Source organism: Archangium sp. (genome assembly GCF_057119385.1).
Genome location: NZ_DBNGVP010000018.1, coordinates 37,006 through 53,873, shown reverse-complemented (window position 1 = coordinate 53,873; position 16,868 = coordinate 37,006). Strand labels below are relative to the sequence as shown.

The following is a 16,868-nucleotide window of genomic DNA, read 5'->3' as shown; positions in this document are numbered from 1 at the left end:
CCCAACTGGTCCGATTGTCGGACCAGTTCACGCCTCGTCGTCGAACGGGAGCCCCAGGGCCGGTGCCTGCTGCGCACCGGACACGGCAGCGGGGGCCTCCTCACTGGCCACGGGCCCGGCCTCCGGCACCACCTCCGCCGCCGCGAGAATCACGGAGGGCTCCAGCGCCACGGGCTCGGCGGCAACCGGTGGCACGGCCTCGGGAGCAGATTCAGGTGCGGAGTCGGGCACCAGCTGCGCGATGTCATCCATGCTCGCCACGAAGGCATTGGCCCCCGCGTCATCGAACGCTCCCCCACCCTGCTCCAGGTTCTCGATGTCATCCAGGCTCGCGAAGAACGTGTCCGCGCCCGGATCGCTGTAGACCTCCTCCTCCTCGAGCGCCTCGGCCTGGGCCTGGAGCGCGGACAGCTCCGCCTCCATCCACGAGTTGTCCTCGCCCGCCTCCACCTCGGCCCCACCATCCACCTGGAGCGCGGCCACCTCCGCCGCCATCCAGTCGTCCACCCCGGCCCCACCGGCGGCGGCGGCCTGCTCCGCCGCGGCCCGCTCCAGCGCGGCCTGCTGCTCCGCCGCGGCGCGCTCGGCCCGGCTCACCGACTCGTACACGTTGGCCCGGGCCAGGTGCGCGAGCGAAACCCCCGGCGTGTCCGCACGGGCGCTCGGCGGTGTCTCCTTCGAGACGTCCTTGCCCCCCTTCAGGTCCACCAGCTCGCGCTGGGCCGTCTCGTACCCATCGGCGAGCGTCAGCTGGGCCCGCAGCGCCTCGGTCTCGCGCTCCTTCTGGGCCCGCTCGGCCTCCAGCGCCTCCATCTCGGCGCGGTGCTTCGCGTTGAGGGCCTCGAGCGCCTGCTCCTCGGTCATCAGCTCCGGGTCATCGGTCCCGAGGGGCTTCTCGACGGCCTCGACGCGCTGCTGTGCCTCGATGCGCCGCTGGGCCTCGATGATGTTCGCCGTCTGGACGAAGGGGTTGAAGCCGATCCTTCGGATGCTCATGGAAGGTCCTCGCTGGACACACGGGGGGTGCTTCGTTGTCCTATTGTCGCAGCGAGCGGGCCCCGGTTGCGACCCCCCCGCGAAAACAGGGCGGCCCGGGCCCGTCACACGCGGTAGCCTGGGTCTCTACCCGCACAACCCGTTCCAGTCGGAGGCCGAGATGTCATCCGCGCCCAACCACTACAAGCCCAACCTGCGAGACCTGAGCTTCAACCTCTTCGAGTTCCTGGACATCGGGCGGAGCTCGCTGGGCAAGGCGCCCTTCGGGGACTTCGACGAGACGGCGGCGCGGCAGACGCTGGAGACGTTCGCCGAGGTGTGCCTGAAGGAGATGGCGCCGAGCTTCTCCGAGCCCGAGCACAACCCGCCGAAGCTGGAGAACGGGCGGGTGACGTTGCCGCCGGGCATCCAGAAGGCGATCGCGGCCTATCACGAGTCGGGGATGGCGCAGCTGGAGCTGCCGGTGCACCAGGGGGGCATGGGAGCACCGCCCTCGCTGGGCTGGGCGGCCTTCGAGCTGATGGTGGGAGCCAACCCGGCGGTGGCCTTCTACACGCTGGCCGGCGTGCTGGCGCGCGTCATCGACCGGCTGGGCACCGAGTCCCAGAAGAAGCGCTACCTGCCGGCGATGATGGAGCGGCGGTGGGTGGGCACCATGGTGCTCACCGAGCCGGACGCGGGCAGCGACGTGGGAGCGGCGCGGGCCAGGGCCCGGCACGTGGGCGGGGACGTCTGGGAGCTCGAGGGCGTGAAGCGCTTCATCACCAGCGCGGAGACGGACAGCACGGAGAACATCGTCCACATGGTGCTGGCGCGGCCCGAGGGCGCGGGCCCGGGCACCAAGGGGCTCTCGCTCTTCATCGTGCCCAAGTTCTGGGTGGAGGAGGGCGGCGCGCTGGGCGAGCACAACGGCGTGGTGTGCACGAAGATCGAAGAGAAGATGGGCCTGAAGGGCTCGGTGACGTGCGAGCTGACCTTCGGTGACGGAAAGCCCGCGCGCGGCCTGCTGCTGGGCGAGGTGCACGACGGCATCCGGCAGATGTTCCACATCATCGAGCAGGCGCGCATGGCGGTGGGCATCAAGTCCATGGCCACGGTGTCCACGGCGTACCTGAACGCGCTGGAGTTCGCGAAGGATCGCAAGCAGGGCTCGGACCTGAAGGAGGCGCGCGACGCCAAGGCCCCGCGCGTGACGATTCTGCACCACCCGGACGTGCGGCGGATGCTGATGGCGCAGAAGGCGCACGCCGAGGGCATGCGGGCGCTCTGCCTCTACACGGCCTCCATCCAGGACCAGGTGGAGCTCAAGGGCGGGCACCGGGCGCTCGAGGCCGCCGAGTACGACTCGCTCAATGACTTGCTGCTGCCGCTGGTGAAGGGCTACTGCTCGGACCGGGGCTACGAGCTGCTGGGTACGGCGCTGCAGTGCTTCGGGGGCTCGGGGTACCTGAAGGACTACCCGATGGAGCAGTACATCCGGGACCAGAAGATCGACTCGCTCTACGAGGGCACCACGCACATCCAGTCGTTGGACCTGCTGCTGCGCAAGGTGGCGAGGGACGGCGGGGCGACGCTGCAGCGGCTGCTGGGGCAGGTGCGCGAGACGGTGGAGACAGGCGAGGGCGGCAAGGAGCTGGAGGCCGAGCGGGCGGCACTGGGCAAGGGGCTGGCGGACCTGGAGACGATGCTGGGCGCGCTGTTGGGGAAGATGGGCGAGTCCATCTACCACGTGGGCCTGCAGGGCAACCGGGTGCTGCTGGGGCTGGCGGACCTGGTGGTGGGCTGGCTGCTGGTGAGGCACGCGGCGGTGGCGCTGGAGCGCATGAAGACGAACCCGGGGGACAAGACCTTCTACATGGGCAAGCTCGCGAGCGCGCGTTGGTTCTGCCACGAGGTGCTGCCAGGGCTGGCCCACGCCGCGCGCATGGTGGAGCAGGGCTCGCTCGACCTGATGGAAGTGCCCGAAGAGGCCTTCTGACCTGCCTGACCGTCTGCCCTCCAGGCCATCAACCCGAGAACCGCTGCCGGACGTCTGACCCGGGTGTTACATCCCACCCCTCATGGAAGAGCAGCAGGGAGAACAGGGCCGGAAGGCCGAGCGCCCGAGGAAGAAGCCGAGGAAGGTATCTCCCCGCTATCTGGAGAACGCGGCGCTGCACTACCTGAAGCGGTACGCGGCGACGGAGAGCCAGCTCAAGCGCGTGCTGATGCGCCGGGTGGACCGCTCCCTCAAGGAGCACGGCGGAGAGCGGACCGAGGCACTCGGTTGGGTAGACGAGCTCGTCGCGAAGCTCAGGCGCGGCGGGCTCATCAACGACGAGGCCTACGCGGGGATGAAGGCGCACTCGCTGCGCAACTCGGGGCGGAGCGCGCGGGTCATCGCCCAGAAGCTGAGGCTGAAGGGCGTCCCGGCGGAGGTGGTGGCGAAGAAGCTGGCGGACGCGACCGCGGAGCTCTCGGAGGAAGAGGCGGCGAAGATCTGGGCGCGGAAGAAGCGGCTGGGCCCCTTCCGGACGAACACGAAGACGCGCGAGGAGAACCGGCAACGCGACCTCGCGGCGCTGGCGAGGGCGGGGTTCTCCTTCGCCATCGCGAAGAAGATCATCGACTCGGCGGGATAGACACGCGCGACTACCGCCGGAACACGGTGCCGCCCTTCATGACGAAGCGGACCTGACGCAGCGCGGAGATGTCGCGGGTGGGGTCGCCCTCGACGGCGACGAGGTCCGCGAACAGTCCCTCCTTCACCTGGCCGATGCGGTCCTCCATGTGGAGCATGCGCGCGTTGACGGAGGTGGCGGCCTTCAACGCCTGCAGGGGCGTCAGGCCATAAGCAACCAGGAGCTCCAGCTCGCGGGCGTTGTCACCGTGGGGGAACACGCCCACGTCACTGCCATTGCAGACGGTGACACCAGCGGCGAGGGCGGCGCGGAAGCTGGCGCGCTTCTGCTGGATGGCGGCGGGCTCGGGGTCGGTGCCCTTCTTCCAACCGCCGTACTGGTGGATGGCGTCCCCGGCGGCGAGCGTGGGGCAGAAGAAGACACCGCGCTCGGCCATGAGCTTGAAGACCTCGGGGGTGCCACCGTCCCCGTGCTCGATGCTCTCCGCACCGGCGAGCACGGCGCGGCGCATGCCTTCCGGAGTGCTGGCGTGGACGACGACGGGGCGGCCGCCATCGCGAGCGGTCTGGACGATGAGCTTCATCTCCTCGAGGGAGTAGGACGGGAGCGCCTCGCCGCGAGGGCCCCAGCGGTAGTCACCGTAGACCTTGATCCAATCAGCGCCCTTGCCCATCTGGCCGCGGACGGCGCGGATGAGGTTGTCGACGCCATCGGCCTCCTCGGCGCCCTGGGGGACATGCCACTCGGGAGCGAAACCCTTGGGCGCATAGGAGCCGGTGGCGACGAGGGCGCGGGTGGTGGCGAGGACGCGGGGCCCGGGGATGATGCCCTGCTGGATGGCCTGCTTGAGCCCGACATCGGCATCGGCGGCGCCCTCGGTGCCGAGGTCGCGCACGGTGGTGAAGCCAGCGAACAACGTGTCCCGGGCGTGATGGGTGGCGCGGGCGACGCGAAGGGCGAGCGGCTCGCGGAGCACCTGATCATTCCAGGAGGTCTCGTTGTAGGGGTGGAGGAGCAGGTGCGAGTGGCCCTCGATGAGACCGGGAACGAGCGTGGTGCCGGGAAGCTCGACGATCTCCGTACCAAGTGGCGCGGTCACCTGAGCCGCGGGCCCGACGGCGGCGATGCGGTCACCGCGGACGAGCACGACCCACCCCTCCTGGGCCTTCGCGGAGACGCCGTCGAAGACGCGAGCGGGGCGCAGGAGGAACACGGCGGAGCTGGCAGCCTGTGCGGAGGCCATGGAAGGCACGACGCAGAGGAGCGCGGCGAGGAGAGCGGGCAGGAGGCGCATGGAGAGCAGGGAGGAAGGAGGAACGAGCGAGCGACCTATCACAGGAGCCCACCCCTGCCATCCATCCCCTCTCCCCTCGGGAGAGGAGCCCCCCGTCGTTCAAAGGGGGGGCAAGCCCCCCGGGGTGAGGGTACCCGTCCCCGTTCTCTTCCCCCGTGCCCCTACTCGTCCTGCTCGATGGCGGAGGCGTCCTTGCCGAAAGGAGGCTCGAAGGCACCGGAGAGCTGGCGTTCCTTGAGGTCCTTGTCGCGCTCGAGATCGGCGTAGGTCATGCCGGGGGACTCGGGACCGGGGCGAGACGCCTCTTCTTCGGAATGCGCACGGAAACGCGAGGACAGCTTCTGCCAGATGCTCATGGGGAGACCTCCTGCCGGAGAGGATGCGCACTCCGGGAACGAAGCGAGCCCCCTCCCCTGGCTGGGATACGACCCGGCTCTCCCGGTGCGGAGCATCGGACGCTCGCATCCCTGCCCGCTCGGATGGCGCGTGCAATGGGGCGGGCTTTGGAAGAAAAAGAATCACACAGGGCGCCGGCGGGCGCGAAGGATGGTCAGGCGGAAGATGCACGAAGTGACTGCGGGAGCACCGGGGAAGGTGGCGTCGAGGCTGGAGCTGTCGGCGGGAGCGTTGGCGGCGAACGTGGCGACGCTGCGCAAGCTGTCCGCGGACACGAACGGGCCGAGGGCGCTGGGGGCGGTGTTGAAGGGCAACGCGTACGGCCACGGGCTGACGCAGATGTTGCCGCTGGTGCACCCGTTGGTGGACGTCCTGTACTTCATCACGCCGGGGGACGCGCTGACGGTGCGGGCCTTCGAGCAGGCGAAGGGCCTGAAGCGCAAGCAGGTGCTGGTGATTGGCGCCACGGACGCGGAGGAGGCGGTGGCGCTGGCGCGAGCGGGGGTGGAGGGGGTGGTGGGGGACGGCTCGTGGAGGGAGGCGGTGGAGGAGCTGCGCCGGGCGAAGCTGGAGCAGCCGCTGCGGGTGCACGTGCACGTGGACACGGGGCTGGGGCGCGAGGGCTTCACGCCGGGGCAGATCGCGGGAGGCGAGCTGGACTTCCTGCGCGAGGCGGCGGACGTGCTGCGGGTGGTGGGGGTGCTGAGCCACTTCGCGAACACGGAGGACGTGACGGAGCAGACGTACGCCGAGTCGCAGCTCGACATCTTCGAGGGTGGGCTGATGGCGCTGAAGGCGAGCGTGCCGGTGGAGGAGCCGTTGCAGCGGCACATGGCGGCGAGCGCGGCGACGCTGGTGCTACCCAGGGCGCGCTACGACGCGCAGCGGGTGGGCATCTCGCTGTACGGGCTGTGGCCGTCGACGGAGACGAGGCTGTCGGCGCGGCTGGTGTTGGGGCGGGTGCCGGAGCTGAGGCCGGTGTTGTCGTGGAGGTGCCCGAGCCAGGTGGTGAAGTGGCTGCCGTCGGGGAGCTACGTGGGGTACGGGTGCACGTACCGGTGCGCGGAGGCGACGCGGGTGGCGGTGCTACCGGTGGGGTACTTCGACGGGTACGCGCGGCTGATGTCGGGGAAGGCGCACGTGCTGGTGAACGGGAGGAGGTGCCCGGTGTTGGGGCGGGTGATGATGAACCACATCATCGTGGACGTGACGAGGGCGACGCACGACGAGCGGCCGCTGACGGCGACGCTGATCGGCAAGGACGGGGACGAGCACCTGCACGTGGAGAACCTGGCGGACTGGGCGCAGACAATCCATTACGAGTTCGCGACGCGGCTGGGCGCGCACCTGCGCCGGGTCGTGGTCCCCTGAACCAGGGTCCAATCCCCAACACAGGGTGACCCCCTCTCCCTCTGGGAGAGGGCTGGGGTGAGGGTCTTCCCTCATGTGGAACCACGGCGCGGCGGACGGCGGCTCGCGAGCCTACCTGTCGCGGTACTGAGTCATCCAACAACACACAGCGCCCCCCATCCCTGGACCGATGGCTGGGGCCAGGGAGGGACCGCACCGTAGGCGCCCCGCTTGCAGAGGTGGTGCGAATGCGACGTGTCTGGTTCCTCTCATTGCTCACGGGCGGACTGCTGGCCTGCGAACCCCAGTCCGCCCCCGAAGCCGTTCCACCCACGCCCCTGCGCTCCGCGCCGGACGAGGCGCGAGCCGTCTTCGAGGCCACACTGGCGCTCGAGGACGCACCAGCCGCCGGAGCCCGGCTGACGCCCGTGGAGCGGCTCGGCAAGCTGCTGTTCTTCGACCACCGGCTCTCGGAGCCACCCGGCCAGCCGTGCGCCGTCTGTCACGGGCCCGCCGTGGGGTGGACGGGGCCGGAGCTGCTCATCAACGCCTCGGGCGCGGTCTACGAGGGCGCGGTGAAGGGGCGCTTCGGCAACCGCAAGCCGCCGTCGTCCGCCTATGCCACCCCGGCGCCCCTCTTCCATCGCGAGCACCCCCGGAATGCCGGGTTCGTGGGCGGCAACTTCTGGGATGGGCGCGCCACGGGCGAGGAGCTGGGCAACCCCGCGGCGGACCAGGCGCAGGGCCCCTTCCTCAACCCGGTGGAGCAGAACAACCCGAGCGAGGCCGCGGTGGTGGCGAAGGTCTGCCAGGGCCCGTACGCGGGCCTGTTCCGCTCCGTCTACGGCTCGCGCATCTGCGCGAACGTGGAGCGCGCCTATGACTCCATCGCGCGGGCCATCGCGGCCTACGAGGACTCGCCGGAGGTCAATGCCTTCACCTCCCGGTACGACGCGTGGCTGAGGGGGAAGGCCCAGCTCTCGCCGCAGGAGCACTGGGGCCTGAGACTCTTCGAGGGCAAGGCCCGCTGCGCCAACTGTCACCCGAGCCGGCCGGGCCCGCGGGGCGAGCCACCGCTCTTCACGGACTTCACGTACGACAACCTGGGCACCCCGAGGAACCTGCTCAACCCCTGGTACTGGCAGGACGAATTCAACCCGCTCGGGCCCTTCTGGGTGGACTACGGGCTGGGCGCCTTCCTGCAGAGGCGCGAGGAGTGGAGGCCCTTCGCGCGGGAGAACCTGGGCAAGGTGAAGGTCCCCACCCTGCGCAACGTGGACAAGCGGCCCCACCCCGGGTTCATCAAGGCCTACGGGCACAACGGCTACTTCAAGAGCCTCGAGTCCCTCGTGCACTTCTACAACACGCGCGACGTGTTGCCGGTGTGCCTGCCCGAGTTCCCCGGCACGCCCGGCGAGGACTGCTGGCCCCCCCCGGAGGTGGGGCTGAACGTCAACACGAAGGAGCTGGGCGACCTGGGCCTCTCCCCGCAGGAGGAGGCCGCCATCGTCGCCTTCTTGAGGACCCTCTCGGACGGCTACTTCCAGCGCTGAGCCGGGCGGCCGGGCTACGGGCCCAACTCCGGGGTACAACCAAAGACAGACATGTCCTCGGTGACGGTGGAGCAGGTCCACCCGGCGCCGCAGGACTGGAGGTCCCCGGGGTCGCACTGGCGGAAGCAGGTGCTGGCGGTGGAGCTGCCCATGCCGCAGACATTCCCGGCGGAGCACGAGCCGGGCCGGATGGGGTTGCAGAGCGGAGCGCACCAGAAGACGGCCCGGCCCCGGGACATGCGCATGTTGCAGCGCTCGCCCTCGGGGCACGGGGTGTCGCGGCAATCCCCCTGGGAGGCCACGAGACACTGGTACGGGCCCTCTCCCACGCGGGAGCACTGTTGCCCCTCGGGGCACCCGAGCCGCTGACAGTCCGGGACACACCCGGGGCCCTCGCGGCTGTCGGTGCAGACGAAGCCCTGCGCACAGCGCACGGCCCCATCCATCGAGCACGGCGCCGAGCACACCTGGTTGACGCAGCGCAGGCCCTCGCGGCAGGAGCTCCCGGGCGAGACGGGCAGCGCGTCACAGGACTCCCCCTCGCGGCGCACGCCCTCGGGGACACAGCGGCGGACGACGGCGGTGCCCGTGGCGCCGGTGGTGACGGCGCGGCACACGCTGCCCGGGAAGCAGTGGTCATCCACCTCGCACTCGGACGCCAGGCACTCGAAGCGGCGCGTCTCGCGATTGGCCACACACCCCTGGCCGGCGGGACAGTCCCCATCGGTGCGGCAGCTTCCGCAGTCGAGCCCCTCGCCGGTCCGGGTGCAGCGCATCGCCGAGACGGGCAGGCCATCCGGCGCGAGCTCCCGCGAGGACAGCGGCAGCACGCTGGCGAGAGGCGGAGGAGAAGGAGGAGGCGGCGGCTCGGGAGGAGGAGCCGGCACGCCATGTAACGGACGGGAGCCCACCCAGGCGGGGACGGCCCGCACCAGACGCGAGGCCGAGGTGGCCGCGAAGCTGGCATCGAGCACGGAGGCGCCGTGGAGCAGGGCACGCGGCCGCGAGGCCGGGCGGGGGACGAAGAAGGGGCCGGACGGCGGCTCCCAGGGAACGGGGCCCGGGGAAGCGGTGGCGAGCTGCCAGAGGAACACCGCGACGCCGCCGAAGGCGAACGCGAGCGCGTACCGTTTCGAGCGTGTCCGCTCACGCATGTGCTGCGCCTCTCATGTCATCCCCTCCGTGAGGTGGCGAGTCCATTCACGGTGCGATGTCTCCAGACACTCCTTCCCCATTATGGGAGGAAGGCGTGCCCGGGTTCCGCACCAATCTTCATGAGCCGTGCGCCTCGCTCAGCAAGCGTAGGCGTCACAACACATGAGATAGCCACCATCCGACGAGCAGCCGCAGGGCGAGCACTGCCAGCACTCCTTCTGCATGGCGTAGGCCGCGCCTCCGGCGAGAGCAGCGGCAGCACCAAGGGCCAACATCCAACGGCGCCAGTACGTCTTCTTGTTCGTCTTCATGACGTCCTCCGGGCTCACGACTGCACACACGGCTGCTCTCACAGCGCGACGCCCATCCGCCCCCGCAGCTCCAGCTCGAACCGGGCCTGCCCGTCCTCGGGCAGCGCCGGCGTGACGACGACGAGCCACCCCCACCCACCGGGCGGCAGCGACCCGGGCCCCATGCGCAGGGCCAGCACCTCCACCTCCCCTCCCCCCTCCACGCGACGCACCCGGACATCTCCGGGCTCCCAGGAGCGCAGCGGATCCGGATTCCTCACGCGCACCACGAAGCCGGACAGTCCTCCGGCGTGGAACACGCGCCGCTCCACCTCGAGCCCCTCGCCCGGCACGGCCGGGGGCAGGGGCCCGGAGCGCGCGGCGAGCACCAGCATGGACTCCGCGAGCTGCCCGGCCCGGCGCTCCTCCTGACGCGGGCGTGGCGCGGCGTCGTAGCGGGAAACACGGACCTGCACGTCCACCTCGGAGGCGCTGGTGGCGAGCACGAAGGGCACCTCGGTGCCGTCGGAGAGCACCACCCGCAGCGTCACGTGCTCGCCGCCGGCGAGCTCCTCGCGCGGGGTGACGACGAGGAAGCCATTGCCCACCAGGAGCGGCTCGAATCTCCCGAGCCCGTCCTCCAGACGCGTGCGCCGCGCGTCCAGGGCGGTGTCGAAACGGATCCGCGTCGCCGTCCTGGCGGCCACGCGCACCTCCTCGGCCCGACCCGTCACCCGGACTGCGCGCAGCCTCGGCTTGCGACAGCCTTGCTGCGCCTCCCACCCCCCAGCGGAGACACGCGTGGTCAGGAACAGCATGACGCAGAGAGTCATCTCCGCGAGTCCTGACCTCATGCATCACCCAACCTATGCAGCAAGGACTGACATGGCGAGGGGACAGGTCGGCCTTTCGTGCACCCATCAACTCCAACGCACGGGCAATGAACCGTGGAAAACGTTATAATCGTGCAATGCGGCACAGACCCCCGTGCCGCATGCACCCCACCCCCATACAAGGAGTAGCAATCATGCGGCTGCATCATTCCCTTTCATTGACGGGTGCGCTGTTGTTGGGCGCGCTCGTTCCCGGTTGTGGTCCCGCGGAGGAGGTGGACGTCCCGGCGCAGGCCCCCGTGAAGCAGGAGGCGCCCGCGCGGGAGACGGGCAGCACGCAGCAGGCGGCGGTGTCCACGTCTGGCTTTACCTCGCACTTCCGCACGTGGCTGTCGGCCAATGGCTATGAGCCCGCGTACAACCTGGTCCGCGCGGACCTGGTGGGCGGCAGCTACGGTGGCAAGGCGAGCAGCACGGACACGGTGGTGAATCAGCCGGTCATCTTCATCCACGGCAACTCGGACAAGGCGATTGGCACGGGCACGGCGGGCCAGTCGGGCTGGAACGCCTCCATCGAGTACTTCCTGGCCAATGGCTACAAGCCGAGCGAGCTGTACGCGACGACGTGGGGCCCGGCGGACGCCTCGCTGTCGGCGTACCAGTACCACTCGAAGACGAACGTGATGAAGGTCCGCAAGCTCATCGAGGCGGTGAAGGCCTATACGGGCGCCGCCAAGGTGGACATCATCGCGCACTCGATGGGTGTGACGCTGGCGCGCAAGGCGGTGCTCGGCGGCTACGCCACGGACTCGCTGGAGGGCGGCCAGTACTACGTGGGCGCGCCGCTGACGTCCTCGGTGGACACCTTCGTGGGCATCGCGGGCGCGAACCTGGGCCTGACCTCGTGCTACCAGACGGGCCCGAGCACGCCCACGTGCGGCAGCACCAACGGCCTGTACCCGGGCTACTGGAACGGCATCGGCGTGAGCGGCCGCTCGGCGTACCTCAACAACCTGCTGGCCAGCAGCGGCTACGAGGGCGCCTACCGCTACACCATCTGGTCCACCGCGGATGAGGTCATCGGCTACAACGGGCTCGTCTACGGCAGCTACACCCCGCGCATCCCGGGCCAGACGGGCGAGAAGGTCTACTCGGCCTACCCGTATGGCCACTTCAACTCGAAGGACCTCACGCAGAACGTGCAGTTCAACATGGTGAAGTACCACTCCATCCCGTAGTGACGGACTCCCTCTCCCTCTGGGAGAGGGCGGGGGGTGAGGGTCTTTGCCCGCGTGTCGACCCTCACCCCGACCCTCTCCCAGAGGGAGAGGGAGGATGCGTCACTGCAATCCCTTCAGGAACACGAGCACCTGCGCGTTGTAGTCCTGGGGGCAGTCCATCTGGACGGTGTGGCCGCAGCGGTCCAGGCCCACGAGCTTGGAGCCGGGGATGTTCTCGTGCCCGTAGCTCATGATGTCGCGCACCTCGCCCCCGTGGAGGAAGGGATTGGGGATGAGGCGGTCGTCCTCGCCGTAGATGATGAGGGTGGGAACGGAGACGCGGTGGAGGCTGTCGCGCACGAAGTCATTGTGGGCGAGCCCATTCACGGTGCGCACGTTGGCGTAGGCGTAGGAGTCGAACTCGGGGCTCCTGGCCACGCGCACGCGCTCCTCGATGAGCCAGTCGAGCTCGGGGCGCCAGCGCTCGAAGTTGGACTGACGCACGCTGCCCCAGATGCCGTACTCGGGCGAGCCCTTGATGAGGGCGGTGCTGAAGGCGCGCTGGAACCAGGCCTTCTCGCGGGCGCTGAACTTCTCGAAGCCGGCGGGGGACGTGAGCACGAGCGCCTTCACGTCCTCGGGGTAGCGCAGCGCGTAGGAGAGGGACGTCTGCCCGCCCATGGAGTGGCCCACGAGGATGGGCTTCTGGACGCCGAGCTTCTGGGCGAGCTCGTGCACGGCGTCGCCCATGGCCTCCATGGTGTAGGGGAAGGAGGCGGGCTTGTCGGACTTGCCGTAGCCGGGCAGGTCCACGGCGATGACGCGGTAGCCCTGGGCGGCGAAGGCATCGAGCTGGTAGCGCCAGAACTTCAGGTACGAGCCCAGGCCGTGGATGAAGAGGACGGTCCGCTGTCCCTGGGGGTTGAGCTCGACGTAGGCGACCTCGGGCACCCGCTTCGTGCCGTGGGTGGCGGCGGTCTCGGGCAGGGCCAGACGCTGAACGGGCCAGGGCTTGCCGTCGAGGGAGGAGTAGTCGAAGTCCTGGAAGGACAGGGGGGGACGCGCGTTGTACGAGGTGGCGCACCCGGTGGAGAGGGCGGCGAGCGCGAGCAGGCCCAGGGCACGAGTCTTCAGGGTCATCTTCATGGTCAGAAGGCGTACCAGGTGAAGGTGGTGAAGGCGGCCCACGGGTTGGCGGTGACGCGCGGGTTTCCGTCGTAGAAGTTGCCGCGGAACATGTAGCCGCCGTGCAGACCCACGGTCATGAGGTAGCGGATGGTGTAGCGCAGCTCGGCGTTGATCTCCGTGCCGATGACGCGGCCACGGGCGACGCCCACCGTCTCCTCGGGCGGGGTGACGCTGCTGCGCGCATGGCCCACGCCCAGCTTGAGGTTGAGCTTGTTGGGGATGAGGTCATACGCGCCGGTGGCGATGACGCTCTGCAGACCGAAGCCCTGGTTGGAGATGTCCGTCACCGCCCCCGTGTAGTTGTTCACCGTGTTGGTGAAGGGGAACAGGATGAGCATCTTGTGGTTGAACCACACCGCGCCCGGCAGGCCGTACTGGTTGAGGGTGAAGGCGCCGGAGTACTGGCTGTCGGCGAGGTCCGCGTCGCCCGTGGAGAACATGCCCTCGAGCGTCACCAGGTCGCTGTTGGTGCGCCCGAAGTTGTAGAGCAGCTCCAGGTTGGCGGAGAGGCCGCTGATGTCCACCCGCGGGTTGAGGGTGGTGTCCGCGCGGTTGGAGACGAACTGGCCTCCGTTGTACATGAGGAAGCCGGAGGCGCCGAACCGGCCGGTGCGGAAGTCGATGTTGTGGTGGAAGTTGAGGCCCGCCCAGCCGACCCAACCCGAGGGCCGGTCGATGGACAGCCGGGGCACGCCCGTGAAGTTGCCCAGGCTGCTGGAGGACGGGCCGCTCTTCACCAGGCCCTCGAAGGCGTAGGCATCGCCCTTGGTGTCGTCGCGCAGGTACCACAGCGACGCGCCCACGTTGGTGCCGGGCGCCACCGGGTAGCTGTAGTCGGCCATGCCCAGCCAGACGAACTTGAGCCGGGGATCATTGAACTCCGCCTTGTCCGCCTGCACGCTGCCCAGCGGCAGCAGGCTCAGGCGGGACTGGCCCTTGAGGTGGTTGCTGAAGACGGACAGGCCGGTGGCGTCACTGCCCAGGAAGGTCAGCTTGTAGCCGGTGCGGATGATGTCGCCGAGCGGGGCGCGCGTCGGGTCGTAGACCGAGTCGTAGACGGGCTGGGTGCCCATCAGCAGGGTGAGCTGGTTGGGATTCTTCGTGGGGTAGAGGGCGACGTTGACGTTCTTCGTCTGGATGTTGACCTGGTCGGCGTTGAAGCCGCCGCCCTCGTTCTGCTGCACGGCATTGGCGGAGCGGCCCCAGAGGTAGTCCACCTCGAACTGGGCGCGGAAGCTGGCCAGGCCGTCGACGAAGTGCGGGCTGTATTCGATGACCGGAATCCAGCGCTGCTCGACGTAGAAGGCCGGGGCGTTCTCCACGCGCACGGCACTGCCCGCCACCTGGCCGATGGGCCCCAGCGACACGCCCTTGAGGCCTGTCGGGTCGCCGAGCTGGTTGGTGGCGGTGACGCGGGTGAAGAAGTAGTTGATGAGGACGAACTCGCGAGGCTCCGGGTCCTCGTCGCGATTCCTGTCCTCGTACCAGGTGCCGTAGGCCCCGGGCAGCGGCGTGCTCTGTCCCCACGCGGGGAAGGAGAGCCCGGCCGAGCCCAGGGTCAGCGCCAGCGCGCATCCGCGAACCACGGTCCTGCAGGTTGCTTCAGGAAGCCACCGCCACGTCATACGTGTCTCGTCTCCGGAGGGGGAAGGAGGATGCGCGCTGGAACAGGGCGTTCTACTGGACGATGAACGTCTGCACGGCGTTGCCGGTGAAGGTGGCGCCGTTGAGCTTCACCGTCGCCGCGCCCACCGCGCCGTCCGCGCAGCGGTGTCCCGTAGCCTGGCCGGTGAAGAAGAGCTCCAGCTTGAGCGTCTTGCCATCCGCGCTCAGGCTGCCACGGCCCTCCTGGCCAAAGCCGTTGTAGGTGAACGTGGCGTCGAAGCAGCTCAGGTCCGCCTTGGCGTTCTCGATGAGCACGGCCGTGGTGGTGAACTGCAACGTCGCGCCCGGGGCGGTGTGGTCACAGGTGCCCACGTTGAACCTCTGGGGCGCGTCACGCAGGGTCCCCAGGATGCTGGTGACGGTATAGGTGTTGTTGCCCACCTGCATGGTGCTCTTGGTGTAGCACTGGGTGGAGCCCTCGAGGTTCATGTCCTCGTTGAAGCCATTGGGGTGGCTGGGGATGTTGTCGCCCTCCATCACCATCGTCTTGCCCTCGAGCTTCGTCCCCACCTGCGTGTTGGGGTCCACCGGGGTCGGCTCCACCGGATCCCCGCAGCCCACCACGCCCAGCGTGCACAGCATCACCGCCGACAGCAGTTGCTTCTTCATGTGACAGTTCCTCTCTCCCGGCGTGTGCCGGCTCCGTTGACGCAATGTGTCTGGGATTGCCCCGCGGCAGACACAGCGGGGAATACCCTCACCCCAGCCCTCTCCCAGAGGGAGAGGGGGGAGGCGCTCAGCTTACTCCGGCCGCGATGGCGCGCTCACGCAACTCGCGCTTGAGAATCTTTCCCGCCGCGGACACCGGCAGGGACGCCACCAACTCCACCTGCTTGGGCACCTTGTAGCGCGCCACCCGGCCCCGCAGGTGCTCCAGCAGCGCCTCGGCCGTGGCCTGCGCTCCCGGCTTGAGCACCACGAAGGCCCGGCCCACCTCGCCCCATTTCGGGTCGGGCACGCCCACCACCGCGCAGGACTGCACGGCGGGGTGCTCGTAGAGGACCGTCTCCAGCTCCAACGGGTACACGTTCTCCCCGCCGGAGATGAACATGTCCTTCTTGCGCCCGTTGATGAAGTAGAAGCCGTCCGCGTCGCGGTGCGCCAGGTCGCCCGTGTGCAGCCAGCCGTCCTTGTCGATGGCCTCGGCCGTGGCCTCCGTGTTCTCGAAGTAGCCCGAGCACATGGAGGGGCCCTTGAGGATGAGCTCGCCCGTGGCGCCCTCGGGCACGTCGCGGCCGTCATCGTCCACCAGGCGCGCGTCGATGAAGTAGTTGGGCCGGCCGATGGAGCCCGCCTTGGACACGGCGAACTCGGGGCCCATGCTGAAGAGGCCCGGGCCGAACTCCGTCATGCCGAAGCCCTGCTTGAAGGGCACCCGGTGCACCGCCTGCCACGCCTGCAGCAGGGGCACCGGCAGCGGCGCGCCACCGCTCGTCACGAAGCGCACGCTGGAGAGGTCCGCCGAGCGGAAGCGCGGCGAGTCATACATCTGCTGGTATTGCGTGGGCACCGCGAAGAAGAGCGTCACCTTCTCGCGCTCCACCAGCCGCAGCATCTCCTCGGCGTCCCAGCGGCGCATGAGCACCACCGTGCCACCGCTGGAGAGGATGGGCACCGTGTAAACGAGCAGTCCGCCCGTGTGGAACATGGGCGTGTGCGTCACCGTGACGTCCCCGGGCAGCAGTTCGTGGATGAGCGTGTTGAGCGTGTTCCACGCCACCATCCGGTAGCTGATGCGCGCGCCCTTGCTCTTGCCCGTGGTGCCGCCGGTGAAGAGCAGGCAGAGGATGTCCTCCTCGTGCACCCGCGGGTTCGTCACCCTCGAGGCGGGCACGTGCGCGAGCGTCTGGGCGTACGGGATGCTTCCGGGCACCCCCTTCCCCTCCAGGTGGACGAGCTGCAGCCCGCTGCCCACCTGCTGGCGCACGGTGGCCACGCCGTCGCGGAAGTCATCGCCGAAGAGGAGCACGCGCGGGCCGGTGTCGCGCACCAGCTCCGTCAATTCCTGCGCGTGCAGGCGCCAGTTGTAGGGGACGAAGATGGCGCCCAGCTTGCCGCAGGCGAAGAAGACATCCAGGTACTCCACGCCGTTGTGGGCCACCAGGCCCACCCGGTCTCCCGGAGCCACGCCGGCCACGTCGCGCAGCCAGCCCGCGAGCGCCTCGGCGCGCGCGTTCATCGCCCGGTAGGTGAAGCGGCCGGCCTCGCCCTTGGCCTCGTCCACCACCGCGGTGTGCTCGGGCCAGTACGTGGCCCCCCGGCCCATCCAATCGCCGATGAACATGCATCCTCCCCTCCCTGGGTGTC

The 16,868-nt window shown here is 69.4% G+C and carries 15 protein-coding genes; 5 read left to right on the top strand and 10 right to left on the bottom strand.

Features of this window, described 5'->3' with window-relative positions:
• Window positions 1-27: 27 nt before the first annotated feature.
• A complete protein-coding gene (locus tag AC16DP_RS04840; protein WP_329725896.1) occupies window positions 28-996 on the bottom strand; it encodes a hypothetical protein in 969 nt (322 codons plus the stop codon).
• A gap of 160 nt (window positions 997-1,156) precedes the next feature.
• On the opposite strand from AC16DP_RS04840, the gene AC16DP_RS04835 reads away from it, so the two are divergent.
• Window positions 1,157-2,974, top strand: coding sequence for an acyl-CoA dehydrogenase (locus AC16DP_RS04835; protein WP_329725895.1), 1,818 nt, complete (start codon window positions 1,157-1,159; stop codon window positions 2,972-2,974).
• A gap of 82 nt (window positions 2,975-3,056) precedes the next feature.
• Window positions 3,057-3,617 carry a regulatory protein RecX gene (locus AC16DP_RS04830; RefSeq protein ID WP_329725894.1) on the top strand — a complete coding sequence of 187 codons (561 nt, stop codon included), beginning with the start codon at window positions 3,057-3,059 and terminating at the stop codon, window positions 3,615-3,617.
• Window positions 3,618-3,627: 10 nt separating this feature from the next.
• Here AC16DP_RS04830 and AC16DP_RS04825 read toward each other — a convergent pair whose 3' ends face one another.
• Together AC16DP_RS04825 and AC16DP_RS04820 are read right to left on the bottom strand one after the other, a co-directional pair.
• On the bottom strand, window positions 3,628-4,860 hold the full coding sequence (locus AC16DP_RS04825; protein ID WP_329725893.1) for a metal-dependent hydrolase family protein: 1,233 nt from the start codon (window positions 4,858-4,860) through the stop codon (window positions 3,628-3,630).
• A gap of 212 nt (window positions 4,861-5,072) precedes the next feature.
• Window positions 5,073-5,267: a hypothetical protein gene (locus AC16DP_RS04820; protein ID WP_329725892.1), complete on the bottom strand. Its 195-nt coding sequence runs from the start codon at window positions 5,265-5,267 to the stop codon at window positions 5,073-5,075.
• 205 nt (window positions 5,268-5,472) lie between these two features.
• Here AC16DP_RS04820 and alr point away from each other — a divergent pair, with 205 nt between their 5' ends.
• Window positions 5,473-6,678, top strand: a complete 1,206-nt coding sequence (gene alr / locus AC16DP_RS04815; protein WP_329725891.1) for an alanine racemase — start codon at window positions 5,473-5,475, stop codon at window positions 6,676-6,678.
• Window positions 6,679-6,905: 227 nt separating this feature from the next.
• Window positions 6,906-8,210 (top strand): cytochrome-c peroxidase, encoded by a 1,305-nt coding sequence (locus tag AC16DP_RS04810; protein WP_329725890.1) that lies wholly within the window; start codon window positions 6,906-6,908, stop codon window positions 8,208-8,210.
• A gap of 14 nt (window positions 8,211-8,224) precedes the next feature.
• Here AC16DP_RS04810 and AC16DP_RS04805 read toward each other — a convergent pair whose 3' ends face one another.
• From AC16DP_RS04805 to AC16DP_RS04795, 3 genes are all read right to left on the bottom strand, one after another.
• Window positions 8,225-9,364, bottom strand: coding sequence for a hypothetical protein (locus tag AC16DP_RS04805; protein WP_329725889.1), 1,140 nt, complete (start codon window positions 9,362-9,364; stop codon window positions 8,225-8,227).
• Window positions 9,365-9,502: 138 nt separating this feature from the next.
• The gene (locus AC16DP_RS04800) at window positions 9,503-9,676 is read right to left on the bottom strand and encodes a hypothetical protein (protein WP_329725888.1); all 174 of its coding nucleotides are present in this window, start codon (window positions 9,674-9,676) and stop codon (window positions 9,503-9,505) included.
• 38 nt (window positions 9,677-9,714) lie between these two features.
• On the bottom strand, window positions 9,715-10,473 hold the full coding sequence (locus AC16DP_RS04795; RefSeq protein WP_483956638.1) for a DUF2381 family protein: 759 nt from the start codon (window positions 10,471-10,473) through the stop codon (window positions 9,715-9,717).
• Window positions 10,474-10,682: 209 nt separating this feature from the next.
• On the opposite strand from AC16DP_RS04795, the gene AC16DP_RS04790 reads away from it, so the two are divergent.
• Window positions 10,683-11,726: a lipase family protein gene (locus tag AC16DP_RS04790; protein ID WP_329725886.1), complete on the top strand. Its 1,044-nt coding sequence runs from the start codon at window positions 10,683-10,685 to the stop codon at window positions 11,724-11,726.
• Between the two features lie 102 nt (window positions 11,727-11,828).
• Here AC16DP_RS04790 and AC16DP_RS04785 read toward each other — a convergent pair whose 3' ends face one another.
• The 4 genes from AC16DP_RS04785 to AC16DP_RS04770 all read right to left on the bottom strand — a co-directional run bounded on the left by AC16DP_RS04785 (window position 11,829) and on the right by AC16DP_RS04770 (window position 16,845).
• Window positions 11,829-12,848: an alpha/beta fold hydrolase gene (locus AC16DP_RS04785; RefSeq protein WP_414640667.1), complete on the bottom strand. Its 1,020-nt coding sequence runs from the start codon at window positions 12,846-12,848 to the stop codon at window positions 11,829-11,831.
• An 8-nt stretch (window positions 12,849-12,856) separates the two neighbouring features.
• Window positions 12,857-14,482, bottom strand: coding sequence for a hypothetical protein (locus AC16DP_RS04780; RefSeq protein ID WP_329725884.1), 1,626 nt, complete (start codon window positions 14,480-14,482; stop codon window positions 12,857-12,859).
• Between the two features lie 91 nt (window positions 14,483-14,573).
• Window positions 14,574-15,170 (bottom strand): hypothetical protein, encoded by a 597-nt coding sequence (locus AC16DP_RS04775; protein ID WP_329725883.1) that lies wholly within the window; start codon window positions 15,168-15,170, stop codon window positions 14,574-14,576.
• A gap of 127 nt (window positions 15,171-15,297) precedes the next feature.
• On the bottom strand, window positions 15,298-16,845 hold the full coding sequence (locus AC16DP_RS04770) for an acyl-CoA synthetase (protein ID WP_329725882.1): 1,548 nt from the start codon (window positions 16,843-16,845) through the stop codon (window positions 15,298-15,300).
• Between the last annotated feature and the right edge of the window lie 23 nt (window positions 16,846-16,868).

What these genes read in the sequence shown, in the direction of transcription:
- AC16DP_RS04835 (WP_329725895.1), top strand. Translation starts at nt 1,157, where the DNA reads ATGTCATCCGCGCCCAACCACTACAAGCCCAACCTGCGAGACCTGAGC.
- AC16DP_RS04770 (WP_329725882.1), bottom strand. Translation starts at nt 16,845, where the DNA reads ATGTTCATCGGCGATTGGATGGGCCGGGGGGCCACGTACTGGCCCGAG.
- AC16DP_RS04790 (WP_329725886.1), top strand. Translation starts at nt 10,683, where the DNA reads ATGCGGCTGCATCATTCCCTTTCATTGACGGGTGCGCTGTTGTTGGGC.
- alr (WP_329725891.1), top strand. Translation starts at nt 5,473, where the DNA reads ATGCACGAAGTGACTGCGGGAGCACCGGGGAAGGTGGCGTCGAGGCTG.
- AC16DP_RS04775 (WP_329725883.1), bottom strand. Translation starts at nt 15,170, where the DNA reads ATGAAGAAGCAACTGCTGTCGGCGGTGATGCTGTGCACGCTGGGCGTG.
- AC16DP_RS04795 (WP_483956638.1), bottom strand. Translation starts at nt 10,473, where the DNA reads ATGCTGTTCCTGACCACGCGTGTCTCCGCTGGGGGGTGGGAGGCGCAG.
- AC16DP_RS04820 (WP_329725892.1), bottom strand. Translation starts at nt 5,267, where the DNA reads ATGAGCATCTGGCAGAAGCTGTCCTCGCGTTTCCGTGCGCATTCCGAA.
- AC16DP_RS04830 (WP_329725894.1), top strand. Translation starts at nt 3,057, where the DNA reads ATGGAAGAGCAGCAGGGAGAACAGGGCCGGAAGGCCGAGCGCCCGAGG.
- AC16DP_RS04805 (WP_329725889.1), bottom strand. Translation starts at nt 9,364, where the DNA reads ATGCGTGAGCGGACACGCTCGAAACGGTACGCGCTCGCGTTCGCCTTC.
- AC16DP_RS04840 (WP_329725896.1), bottom strand. Translation starts at nt 996, where the DNA reads ATGAGCATCCGAAGGATCGGCTTCAACCCCTTCGTCCAGACGGCGAAC.
- AC16DP_RS04800 (WP_329725888.1), bottom strand. Translation starts at nt 9,676, where the DNA reads ATGAAGACGAACAAGAAGACGTACTGGCGCCGTTGGATGTTGGCCCTT.
- AC16DP_RS04810 (WP_329725890.1), top strand. Translation starts at nt 6,906, where the DNA reads ATGCGACGTGTCTGGTTCCTCTCATTGCTCACGGGCGGACTGCTGGCC.
- AC16DP_RS04785 (WP_414640667.1), bottom strand. Translation starts at nt 12,848, where the DNA reads ATGACCCTGAAGACTCGTGCCCTGGGCCTGCTCGCGCTCGCCGCCCTC.
- AC16DP_RS04825 (WP_329725893.1), bottom strand. Translation starts at nt 4,860, where the DNA reads ATGGCCTCCGCACAGGCTGCCAGCTCCGCCGTGTTCCTCCTGCGCCCC.